Origin of the sequence: Glutamicibacter sp. JL.03c (assembly GCF_025854375.1) — a bacterium.
Classification (GTDB): domain Bacteria; phylum Actinomycetota; class Actinomycetes; order Actinomycetales; family Micrococcaceae; genus Glutamicibacter.
The window spans coordinates 3,274,513-3,286,231 of the sequence record NZ_CP107575.1 but is presented as its reverse complement, the minus strand read 5'-3'; the positions used below and the strand labels follow the sequence as shown (position 1 = coordinate 3,286,231).

The following is an 11,719-nucleotide window of genomic DNA, read 5'->3' as shown; positions in this document are numbered from 1 at the left end:
TTTTGTGACTGCTAGTGTCAGGTGATCCGTCGACTATTTGCGAGGTTCCACCAGCAAAAACACTAATGCACCCCGCGATGACTGCGAGGCGCATTAGTGCGAAAAGGCAATTTTTCAGTTATACAAGTATTTACCCTAGTCATCGTGGTCGAAGTGCGGGTAAAGCTCACTACTTCGTCCAGGAAACACACAGGTTGCACGAGCCCCTTAGAATAGTGGCCCGTCCGGTCAGCGTGCAGCAGCTGGATCGGATGATGAGCCACAAGACCGGTCCGGATACGCTGGCGAACAGTTACGCCCGCTTGTCGTTGCAGTTCGAGCGCGGCAAGCCAGGAACTTTCCCACAGCTATCGGAGTCCTACGCGCGGGCCGCCCAAGGTTCAGGAAACGTGCGCTACGCGGCACGACTGAACCAGCGATTCAACGCCCGCAAGGGCTATGGGTGGGTGGCTTTGGCGAAGCAGGCAGGGCGCTTAGGACGGGTCATGATGCAAAACCAGATGGCAGCGGATCGGCCGCGTTTTGCGTCAGGCGTTGATCGGCTGATCAACGATGCCGAGAACATCGTGAACGCGGAAATGCAGCGCCTGCGGGCGCAGGAAGCCCAGAAAGTGAACGCGTCGAAGGCACCGCAGGTGCCTTACCGGGATTGGAACGCCGGGGCGCATCCGGGATCAGGGACTGACCAAGGGTACGAACGATAGGGCACATACCTAGCTAGAGGAAACACCGTGGAAAACCAGAAAGAAACCGAGATGATGCAGGACTTCGGCAGCATTTGGCCAGAGCGATGGAGCCAAGCCCGGCACTGGTGAGGGACAGCAGGGGCAGAACAGTGCTGCCGCACAGCGACTTTTGACCGTGTGGAAAGAGAAGGGCGGCAAGGATGCTGATTTCCCGTTGGCACCAACTACCGCTAATCCGCAGACAGCGATGAAGAACCGCAAGCGGGTCATGGCCGGAGGGGGCCCAGCCCGCTCCCAGGGACAGGAGCTTTCGCGATGATCGGCATGCCCCCGAACGATGACGAGCTGGATCTGGATGGCGGAGAGGGAAGCGAGCCAGCGCCCGGGCCATCAGCGGCCGGCCAGGAGGCGGAGGGACGTTCCTTCGTCTATGAGGACGCAGAGCAGTGGCTGCATGGGTATGCGTTGCCGCGCTACCTGCGCAAGCAGGGGCCGTCAGGACGCGCGTGGGCACCGAATTGGTACGAGTACCCGGAAGTGTATTCGGTGGTTACCGCGTTGTGGGAGACGTGGGAGCAAATGCGGTGGGATGGCCCGCTGCAGATACTGGTGTTCTATCGGGACTACTTCTACCCGTTGATGGACAGGGTTACCGCGCAGGATGGCCCGTTCCATGAGTATGACAAGGTGATGCACCCGGAACTTCCCGGGATGTTCCCAGTGCATCAAGCACCGGACGGTTATTTCCGTTCCTCGGTATAGCGGCAGCAAGAAGCTGGCCAGCGAATTTCGCTGGCCAGCTTCTTGCTTTTAATGCCATCTCTTGTACACACGGCGCCCACCGGAGAGACAGAAGCATGGTTCCGCACACATACATTTTGTGAACACTCAACAACTGATTCTTGCTGTCCTTACTGTCCTTGCTGACTTAGCGGCCTACGTGAGCGATTGGTACCAGGCGGTGGAACTAGCCATCAACGCAGGCAAATACTATTTAGCAACTGCCAGGAACAGTATCGGCCGAGATTCATAAAGGTTCGTCGCCTACGGCCTGTCCGGAATCAGAGCGCAGCATAAACCAGGATGGAAAGATTTTCTCTCCACCCTGGTTTATTCTGTAGCTTTTCTATCGAACTACCCAAAACCCGGCAATTAGCTTGGCAGAACGAGGGCAATTCAGAATCACCTTATAGTTGTGATCCTCCTAGCGCTCAACCATGATTCTTGTCAGGTAGTGGAATTAGTCCAAGATTCCAGATCAATTTTCTGCTGCACCAGTTCGCTTTCATCCCCGAAGTTATCCGTGAGAACCTTCAATGATTTAAGCGCTTTTTTGTGACCGCGCGGGTCTATCCTTCCAGTAATGCGAATCAATGCGAACGCAGCTGATGAAATGAACACTGCGTCATCCACAGCTTCCTCACCTTTTAGCACCTGACTCCACTCGTCGCTAAGTGGTGCGTCTATTATCTCCAGCAGCTCTTGAACGGTTGTTGATGCGGAGATCTCATCTCGATGGTCTTCTGCCGAGGAAATTACGTCAAAGCCTTCATCCGAACCAAATGGAGCGAACTCGTTGGCTAGATCTTCATAGAACTCCGCAGTGAAGTGCCTTGCATAATTACCATGCGGCTGGGTTAAATTATCGTCATTCATATATGGCTCTTCCTCAAAGTCAAGAGTGGATACTGAGTCCATCTTAGAATCAGGGTTATCCGAATCATCAGCGTAGTGCTTCGTTTCGGTCCCTGCAGCGTTGGTGCCTGTGGAGGTTACCGATAGTCGGCGCCTTGCCGGGTCGCGGGCGATGGTGGAGGTGGTGCCGTTGCGGGTAATGGCTGCAGTAGCATCATCAGCGAAGTACTTCACCGTGATTGCCCCGGCACCAGCCTTCACTCCACCAGCAGCAGCCGGCGCATCTACTGCTGGAATCGTGGTCTGGCGTCCCAATCCGTCATACACGTATCCGGCGCCTACACCGACCCGGTCAGCAGCGTCGTAGGCCCAGGACCGCGTGTTGCACGCGTATGCCAAGGTGATGCACCGGAGCTACCGGGTATGTTTCCGGTGAATAAAGAACGGGAATGTTATATGCGAATTCCCATAATCAGAGCTCGTTGGGAGGTCTTGTGCTTTACTAGGCGGTCCACTTGGTTTCCTGCGCTTATCATGTAGTCGATGCATACCGACAACCGGAATCTATCGGACCTACCAGTTCGTGAATGAGTCTTATTGTCGGTCGGTCGATCTCACGCAAAACACTCGAATGGAAATTCGTCCGAGTGTTTTGCGTGACGTCGTACTAAGATTCTAAATTTAATCTTTCTTGAACTTTTTCAATTATTCTTGTAAATCCGTTCATCTGTTTTTCATCTATGAAAGTATTGAATTCATCTTCCATGAATTTTGATATTTCGATGCTGGCCTCATTTCTTCCCAGCTTCATAGACACTGATAGGATTTTTGACTCAAGTTTTTCGTACTCGTCATCCGGTACGTCGTTCATCGGAACGGGAAGCCGAACCGATTGCAATTCATTTCTAATGAGACGTAAGAGTTGCTTGTGCTGATTCCGCATTTTATTTCCTTCCCATTCTCTTCATTTTTTTCCAGAGTTTGGATGACTTGTATGCTGTTACGACCTTTCTGGATTTATTGAGCACTACATTGCCTTTTCTTCCAAAATATAGGGTTCCGTGATATTGGGGCTTCATCGCAATGGGGTGATTAACTGTATTTCTTATTATTCGAGGTGAAACTCCACGAGATACAGTCTGATTAAGGCCGTGCCTGGTGAAACCTTTTACCGACCGGAAACGTATTGCAGTTCTAGCAACCCTCGCTGCCCGATGCATTCCTCCTATCCTAGAAACAATACCTATTCCTGCTCGAACAGCTAAACCACCGGGGATAAACGCTAGACCAATCCCAAGCCCGACTTGGAACCACGGGTTTCGCCATATTCGTTTTGCCGTACCCCAAGCTCTTTTTAAACTCCATAGGCCGGTGATGTCACTCATCCCCACAGGATCCTGCGGGTAGGTGTAGCTTGTTGTGTTGCCGCCTTCTACCGGGTCTCGGCTGGTGAACAGCCCGGTGACCGAGTTATACAGCCGCGCGCCCATCAGGATCAGTCCGCTGGTATCGACCGCGCGTTCATCGGCTCCATGCCAGCCATACGATGTGGCACCGGTATTCACTGGTTCCGATAGCTGGTTGCCATACTCGTCGTACTGCGCCCACCCGGTGATTCCCTGTCCTGCGTTGGTGCCGGTGACTGGCACGGTGGCCACCACATCGCCATGGGGATTGCTCAACGCCAGTTCGACAGTGTTATCGGTGATCGTCAGAGCCAGGTCGCCCCCGATCGTCGACTCATACCTTGTCGTGATCGTCTGGGTTCCTTGAACACGGCTGCTCCATGCAGGGTTATCCGAATCATCAGCGTAGTGCTTCGTTTCGGTCCCTGCAGCGTTGGTGCCTGTGGAGGTTACCGATAGTCGGCGCCTTGCCGGGTCGCGGGCGATGGTGGAGGTGGTGCCGTTGCGGGTAATGGCTGCAGTAGCATCATCAGCGAAGTACTTCACCGTGATTGCCCCGGCACCAGCCTTCACTCCACCAGCAGCAGCCGGCGCATCCGCTGCTGGAATCGTGGTCTGCCGGCCCAATCCGTCATACACGTATCCGGCGCCTACACCGACCCGGTCAGCCGCATCGTAGGTCCAGGACCGCGAAGCAGTCTGGGTGCCATTGACGGTAGTGGTCAGTGAGGTGCGGTTGCCGTTCTTATCAAATGCGTACTTCCGAACCGTTGTAGGAGTCACCGCGCCTTCGACGGGGTCGGTGTTGACCGTCTCGCCTGGCTGCGCGGTCACATCCTGCACTTCGGTCAAACGGCCAGCCCGGTCATAGGTGAACGCCCTGTCGTAGGCTGCACCACGGTCACCGGCAGTGGAGGTACCAGCAAGGACGTCACCCTCGGGGGTCGTCTCGCCGACAATCTGTCCGGTGGTGTCGCGGTTCAGTTCCCACGCTATCCACGTGCCGTTCGACGTAGTCCCGTCCTCGGCTTTCAGCGGTCCGTCGTAAGCCAGGCGGACCTGCTTGCCGGATTCGTCGTAGTCCATCTTCTGGGTGAATCCGCCCGGGATGCTCTGGGTCAGGATGTTGCCATCGCCATCGTAGGACGCCTTGTAAGTGCCGGTTCCCGTTCCACCATGCTTGGACACGGTCATGCTCGTGACCACGCCCTGGTATTCCGCGGTGCCGTCCCCTGAGAGCGCCCCGTACTTGTAGGTCGAGGTGGACACCGGCGAAACGGTCTTGGACACGTTGCCGAATCCGTCGTACTCGGTGGTAGTCGTCTCTCCCAGGGAGTTCGTGTAGGAGATGGTACGCCCCCACAAATCCTGGGTCCATTTCACCTCTGACTGCGGCAACGTGCCCGAGGCCAGGGCCCGTACACCGTTCTGGACACCGGTAGCGTCATAGAGCTTCTCCACCGGTTGCACTGCAGTAGTAGTGATGCCACTGGTAGTGACCGTGGTTTTCAGCTCCTGCCCGTCAGCGCGGTAGGTCTGGGTTGTCGTGCGCTTTGCACCATCAGTCCCGGTCGACGCTTCGGTGAACGTCGCCGGCTGGCCATAGATGTTGAACCCGGTCTGATGCTTCGACACCGAGCCAGCACCCTTCGGAGTGTTCTTGCACAGGTATCCCGCATATTCTGGAACGTTGCCGCACACAGCATCAACGGCATTGGCACCAGCGGTGTAGTAGATGCTCTGGGTGGTTCCGGCGTCGGCTCCTGCTGACTTCGGCTGGCGGGTCTCGATGACGCGGCCCTGGTCGTCGTACCTGGTTTCGGTGACGATGTTGTTTGTCGTCGGGGAGAGGACCTGAGTGACCTTGGTCGGTGTGCCGATCACCCAGCCTGAGCGCAGGTTGTTCTTGTCGGTAGCCGCCTTTCCATTCTTGTCGACGGTGTACGCGTCATAGCCGTTGTGCACCTCAGAAAGGACAGGCTCGCCAGTGACCGATAGGTCAATGTCGCCGGAATTCGCTTTCGAGGTGACCACTTTCGTGGTGAGCATGCGTGGCATGCCGCCAGCATCGACCTCGCTCAACGCGGTGTAGGTCGTTTTGGTCTGCATGCGGGCCGGCTCATCGTTCTCATCGGTGGTCACCGGTGAATAGGAGTCAGTGACATACCCGCGCAGGAATTCAGCGGTGGCTTCATTCTTCGCGATTTCATCAGCTTTGACGACAGGGTCAGTGGCGGTGGAGATGCCCTCGCCGTTCTCATCGACATAGGCCGACAGATCCGACCAGTAGAAAGACAAGGAAGCTTGGTCCTTGTGTCCGTTGACGACGCCGCCAACAACATTCTCAGGGGTTGCCGCCGAGGTCTGGATCATGCGCAGGGCACGCTCGTCGTAGGACCGTTCGACATTGCCGTCTTCGTTGAAGACGCTTGCGGTGCTCTGCCAGGCGCCGGCAGCGTACGAGGACGTATTCACGACCCGGTTCTGCGAATCCACATACTGCAGATCCGCATACTTGAAGTCGCTGGCAGCGACGGATCCGGCCTTGGACGAAGCGATGTTCTTTCCTGCCCCGAACACCGCATAACCGGTCACGGGACGCTTGGTACCCTCCTGTTCCCAGAGCTTGACTCGTGCTTCACGCAGATCTGGCAGGATGTTTCCATCCGCCACAGGATTGATCCCGTAGACAAAGCGCGCTGTTTGCACTCGCGTATTTCCGTCGGTGGTGTTGCCGCGCTCGACCTTTTCCAGCCAATCAGCACGCCCGGATCCGGTGTTCCCGAGCCCATAGGAATAGTAGGTCGGGGCATCTACACGTGTGCCGCCGCTGGTCTTTTCCTCGGTGGAAGCAATCAGCGGCACGCCAGCGGCCGAGTCAGCGGCATAGGTGTAGGAAGTGATATCCCCTGTGCGGGAATCCTTCACGCTGACCAGTCGTGCATCAGCAGTCGTTCCGTCATACCCGTACTCGGCAATGTTCACGGTTTTCATCGCGTTGGCGGCTGGATCCCAGGCGGTGTAGGTGACTTTCGTGATCTTGCCGGAGGCGTCATAGGCCAGGTTGATGCGCCGGCACCCCTTCACTGGGGTGGTCGTGTCGCATGTCAAGTTGGTCTCGGTGCCAGCAACAACCATCGTGGTCTGCCCGGCAGTGTTCGAAACGAACTTGGCTGTGCCCGTGCCGTTGCCGCCAGTGACGGTTTCAGTGATCCATTCATAGATCTTGGAGTTGCCCTCCAAGATCGCACCACGCTTGAACGTGGTCACCGTGCCGTCTTCCTCAGTGATCTTGATCCGCGCCGAAGTACCCGTTCCGGACAATGCGAGTTTCCAACCGGAAGCGCTCGCGTCGTCATTCGCCGCCACATAGGTGCCGGTTTTCAAGGAGACACGGCCGCCTCCTGGTTGGCGGAAGACCGCTGCGGTTTCATCATCATTGATCAGCGTGACGGTGCCATCCAGAGCAGTGGATTCAGCGACCATCAGCCCGGAAAGCCCTTCGTCGGGACCTTCGATATTCACCCGCCAGCCCTTGCCGAAGATGCGGGAGTTCGCTCCAATCCCCGAATAGGAGGAGTAGGAGCGGCTCACGGATAAACCGGTGTTGCCCGCATTGACTTCGACGTCGGTTTCCGAGAGGTTCAGCTCGCCGGTGGTCAGCGCGACCTGTCCGTCGCCGGCTTCGGCCACAGGGTAGTTATCCCCGAAGGCATGCGGCAGTTTGGTGACTTGCACTGGTTTCTTGGATTTGTTCGTGGTGCACTGCAGCTTCGAAGCGGCCGGGGCGCCCGCATAGTCGAAGCAGACCTGCAGCTCCACCAATGTAGCCAGGCGGTCTTTGCCGAGTTCTTTCAGTTTGCCTGCGGGAGCTGCTGCGACGTTCACCATGGTGTCGACTTTGACCGGTTGCCCCGCAGCGATATCCGGCAAGGTGGCGGCTTCATACCATCCGCTGTTCGAACCGTAGGTCGTTGTATCTGCGCTGACGCTGTCCGCTTCACGCCAATACACTTTCGGGGTCACCACGCCGGTCGATGAACTCGGTCCTTGGCCAGTGACCTTGAACGAATCCGAAGTGGTGGAACCGCCTGCTGGGGAGGTCAATGAAGCAGCGCCGTTGCCGAAGGTCCACGTGGTCGTGCCCGAGGTGTTGGTCGCCTTGTCGTTCGCCTTGACCCTGAGGATATTCGCTCCCGTAGGGTTCCACGACAAGGTTGCCTTGCCTGAGGTCGCGGTGACCGTCTTCCAGGCATCGTTGTTCAACTGGTACGAGAACTTGTCGGTATCAGCGCTGGAAGAGAACGTGAAAGTATTCGAGCTTGGTTTTGACGTTTTCCACCCGTTGTTTGTGATGCCTCCTGAGGAGGAGATCGAAGGAGCAGACGGCGCCACCGAGTCAACAGTGAAAGTCGTCGAAGAGCCGGCTGCCTTGGAACGCAGCGAGCCGTCATTGGCCCAGGCCTTGACCGTGTAGGTGCCGTTCTCAGCCAAGGAGGCCTTATAGGTGGAGACCTGCTTGGAAGCAACCGTCGAGCCAGCCTGCTTGGTCAACGTGCTGGTGCCGGACATGTCGAACTCAGCCTTGACGTTACCGCCATCAGGGTCCGTCACGGTCGAGCGGAATGTCGGAGTCTTGGATCTCACCCATGTCTTACCGGCAGCGTCCTTGACTGACTCACCGGAGTTGAAGGAGACACTTGATGGGGTGCCCGGGTAGGAGTTATAGGTGACGATGAATTGCGGTTCGATGGGGTCGTTAGATCCGGTGATGTAGTTTGCAGACCGGTACCGTTTCCACGAATAATTATTCGTTTCATCCGCAGCGATCAGTCGAACACCAAAATTCTTGGTGGGGTTATCAGCCCAGTACTGGGCGATCGGGGTGATCGGGTAGTAGACGTAGCCGGCTGCGCAACTGGAGGAGTAGCCTTTGGAAACGTTGTTTTGTCCTTCACCTGTGGACGTTGCCGTTGGCTGGTCAGTCCATCGAACGTCAGAGGAAATCCAGGCGCTTGTTAACCGCTGGACCTTGATCGGTGCCGAGGTGCACGAGTACGAATGATAGTTATGCATCCGCAGCTCGGCCTTGGTGATCTTTTTCCCGTTCAAGGCGGTGGAAGCGAACTGCACGAACGAGCGGGACTTCAACGAACCGCCGTTGAATGTACCAACTCGAAGTTCAGGGTCGCCGGCCTTGGAGCCGGGAACATCGGCCTGAACCCATGTATCGGATACGCCGGAGGACCACGTGGGGTCAATCGTGACAGGATATTGGCGGTCTGGATCCTGCAGCCACTCTTTATCGACGGTTAGCGTGAGTACTGGGACGCCGTCTTCTTCGGTGAGGTCGGTGTCGACGAAACGCTCAGCAGATGGAAGGCCGGAAGCCTCATCGATTTTGGCATCCCACATCGTCGGTGCTGGGGCGAAGAACACAGTCTCGCCCTTGCCGTTCACCGCGCGCAGGTCTCCGGTGTCCTGGTCTTTGCTCAATTTCAAGCCCTTGGACAGCTTGATCGGGAAACGCAGCGACACCTCACCCTCAGGAGCCTGCTCCAGCACGGTGCGGTGCGAGAAGCCCGACCGCAACGGCTCAACGACCACGCTCGCATTCACCGGCTGGGTGTCGGCGGGCATATCGAGTGACGGCGCTTCTGATTCGTCCGATGGCTCCGATGATTCAGTGGAGGACTCTGAAGGCTCGGGAGTCGGATCGGAGGAAGAAGCGGCTTCGTCCTCTTCGGGCTGTTCATCAATGATCTCTGGAGCCTTGGTGTCGCTGGGAGACTCGGAAGGAGTCTCCGAAGGCACTGGGTCCACGGTGGAGGATTGTGGCATGATGTCGCCGGATGGATCTTCGATGACGGGCACCTGCACCTGATCGGTGTAGGTGGCTTGGTTCTCACTGATCTGCGGGGCGGGCAGTTCACCCTCCCATCCCAGTTTCAAGGTGGAGCCTTCGGGATCCCCGGTGGATTCCAGCTCAGCGAGCACGACCGAATCCTGGGTGGGACCATCGCCGAGCGCGTCCTTGCCGTCAGCGATGGTGAGTTCGGTGCCATCACTTACGACCGGTGACACGGTGTCAGTCAGTTCACCGTCGGTGCCCAGGGGTACGAAGTTGCCTTTTTCTTCTTTGAAGCGGGCTGCTGGGGTCGTTTCGGACGTCCAGGTTCCGTCCGGGTTGGCGAACACTTGTTCGGTGGCCGTGCGGAGGGACAAATCTTCGACGCGGTGGCCGGTGGCTTTCGCGGTAATTTGGGCGGACACCCCGTCGGGACGTTCGGTGACGTCTTGAACGGTTTGTGTGGTGTCTTGCGGTTCTTCGTCGGCGAATGCCGACGGGGCGATTAAACCCGAGGCCAGCAACGCGCTGGTGCTGGTGATCGCGATAGTCGATAGGATTTTTCTCTTGCGTACTGTGAAATCTGTCCACAGGCGCGCAGAGGTATCCCCTCTGAGAAGGTGCACTTTGACCCCGATTTTCGATAAGAAATTAAGCTGTCACATAGCCAGCACATAGATTCTGCTATATCTGGCACGCGCGAAATACCAAAAAGGGCCTCACAAGGAAAAAGTTGCCCAAATGTTATTTACTTAAACTCTTTACGAAACGAGTAGATCAATCGATACGCATAGGCTGCGGTTCTGTTTCGGCTAGTCAAGTCCCTAGTTTTCATCATGTGCAGTAGAAATGCGCACAAGCAGCACTCCACGGCAGGTGTTATGTGCTCAGTTGACCTCGTAACATTCCTGCGAGAGCTTCACATCTTCTCCGTACGGTTTGGTGGAGTAGTGCTGTAGCTCGATCAGGCCTGCTGGAAGCCCGGAGCTGGTGAGGATCGCCCGCCCCCGTGGCAAGGCTGCCAGGTCGGCCACATCCAGGATCTTCTCGCGCTGCATTGAGCTGAACACTGAGCGGCCGGTGCGGCCGCTGGCGCTGGACGAGCGTTTGAGCACGTCCCGCTCACCGATCTCCTGGGTGAGGAACGGAAGGAACTTGTCATCAGACAGGCCCGATCCGGCCACGCGGATATTCGCGGCTCCCCAGAGCTTGTTCATGCCTTTCTTCCCGTAGGCTTCCACGCCTTGGTTGTAGGATTGGAGGAACGTGGACACGACAATGCCCCGCGATCAGTAGTGCGAATACACGTCGGGCGCTCGCGTCATCGCACGCCGTACGCTGCCTCGTCGAGCACGGCTGCGAGCAGGGTTTTAAAGCGGCCTGCTGGCTGGCTGGTTAGTTGGCAGCGGTTTTATCAGCCTAGGTCATGACCGCTATGACCAAAGCTGCGGTGATCGCACGGGCGGAACCACCGCCCTTGCCGCGAATCGGAGGGAGCGTAGGCCATGGATGGGGCTGATAAGCTCAAACGCCTCTTGGTCGAACAATCCGCAAAGGTGGATGTCGCGGTAGAAGTTGCGTCAAAGCAGTCAATTTCGGGAGTTGCTCATGTTCTTCGCAGCATTGCGGGAGAGCGCCCTGACACCGTTGATGAGTTCATCACTGCTTGGATTTCAACGTTGGAAGGCGCCGAAAGGCTGGCAGCTTCTCTCGCGGTGTCTTCGTTGTATGTCTTGGACCTGGTGCATCTTGAGCATGCCGAAGATCGGATGCTGAAATCAGTTTTGGATGCTTCGATCCAGACACTGCAAGAACTTCAACGTGAGCTTACGGATTACGCTCAGGTTGCCAGTAGCCCCGACACTAGTTTCGATACCGGATTTGCAGAAACCCTGCACAAGATCGCCGTGGGCCCGATTGAGCAAGCAACCACCCAGCTTCAAACACAAACTGAGCAACTGGACAGTTCGATGAATAACGCGTAGCTGCAACGGACCTCCAGCTGAAGTTGGAGGTCCGTTGCGCTCATACAGGTAACCAATGGGCCTGCTGCACCTGTCACTGAAGTGTTCGCATGGCATACAAGCAACAGGGGAACCGGTCCTAGTAGGTGCCGTAACCACCACTACAAGCGAATACAGGCT

At 56.8% G+C, this 11,719-nt stretch carries 8 protein-coding genes; 4 read left to right on the top strand and 4 right to left on the bottom strand.

Features of this window, described 5'->3' with window-relative positions:
• The first annotated feature begins 215 nt into the window (after positions 1-215).
• The 3 genes from OF385_RS15205 to OF385_RS15195 all read left to right on the top strand — a co-directional run bounded on the left by OF385_RS15205 (position 216) and on the right by OF385_RS15195 (position 1,448).
• Positions 216-704: a hypothetical protein gene (locus OF385_RS15205; RefSeq protein WP_264276143.1), complete on the top strand. Its 489-nt coding sequence runs from the start codon at positions 216-218 to the stop codon at positions 702-704.
• Positions 705-861: 157 nt separating this feature from the next.
• Positions 862-1,005 carry a hypothetical protein gene (locus OF385_RS15200; RefSeq protein WP_264276142.1) on the top strand — a complete coding sequence of 48 codons (144 nt, stop codon included), beginning with the start codon at positions 862-864 and terminating at the stop codon, positions 1,003-1,005.
• A complete protein-coding gene (locus tag OF385_RS15195; protein WP_264276141.1) occupies positions 1,002-1,448 on the top strand; it encodes a DUF4913 domain-containing protein in 447 nt (148 codons plus the stop codon). The genes OF385_RS15200 and OF385_RS15195 overlap by 4 nt, the downstream gene beginning before the upstream one ends.
• A gap of 465 nt (positions 1,449-1,913) precedes the next feature.
• Here the strand turns inward: OF385_RS15195 and OF385_RS15190 are convergent, their stop codons facing one another.
• The 4 genes from OF385_RS15190 to OF385_RS15175 all read right to left on the bottom strand — a co-directional run bounded on the left by OF385_RS15190 (position 1,914) and on the right by OF385_RS15175 (position 10,849).
• On the bottom strand, positions 1,914-2,648 hold the full coding sequence (locus OF385_RS15190) for a hypothetical protein (protein WP_264276140.1): 735 nt from the start codon (positions 2,646-2,648) through the stop codon (positions 1,914-1,916).
• Positions 2,649-2,988: 340 nt separating this feature from the next.
• Positions 2,989-3,264, bottom strand: coding sequence for a hypothetical protein (locus OF385_RS15185; RefSeq protein ID WP_264276139.1), 276 nt, complete (start codon positions 3,262-3,264; stop codon positions 2,989-2,991).
• Position 3,265: 1 nt separating this feature from the next.
• Positions 3,266-10,201: a DNRLRE domain-containing protein gene (locus OF385_RS15180; protein ID WP_264276138.1), complete on the bottom strand. Its 6,936-nt coding sequence runs from the start codon at positions 10,199-10,201 to the stop codon at positions 3,266-3,268.
• A 261-nt stretch (positions 10,202-10,462) separates the two neighbouring features.
• Positions 10,463-10,849 carry a TraG/TraD/VirD4 family protein gene (locus OF385_RS15175; protein ID WP_264276137.1) on the bottom strand — a complete coding sequence of 129 codons (387 nt, stop codon included), beginning with the start codon at positions 10,847-10,849 and terminating at the stop codon, positions 10,463-10,465.
• Positions 10,850-11,080: 231 nt separating this feature from the next.
• Between OF385_RS15175 and OF385_RS15170 the strand changes: the two genes are divergently transcribed.
• Complete coding sequence (locus OF385_RS15170) at positions 11,081-11,560, top strand: hypothetical protein (protein ID WP_264276136.1); 480 nt, start codon at positions 11,081-11,083, stop codon at positions 11,558-11,560.
• Positions 11,561-11,719 lie beyond the last annotated feature (159 nt).

Bases quoted from the DNA above. Each gene is read 5' to 3' on its own strand.
- OF385_RS15170 (WP_264276136.1), top strand. From the start codon at position 11,081: ATGGATGGGGCTGATAAGCTCAAACGCCTCTTGGTCGAACAATCCGCA.
- OF385_RS15195 (WP_264276141.1), top strand. From the start codon at position 1,002: ATGATCGGCATGCCCCCGAACGATGACGAGCTGGATCTGGATGGCGGA.
- OF385_RS15185 (WP_264276139.1), bottom strand. From the start codon at position 3,264: ATGCGGAATCAGCACAAGCAACTCTTACGTCTCATTAGAAATGAATTG.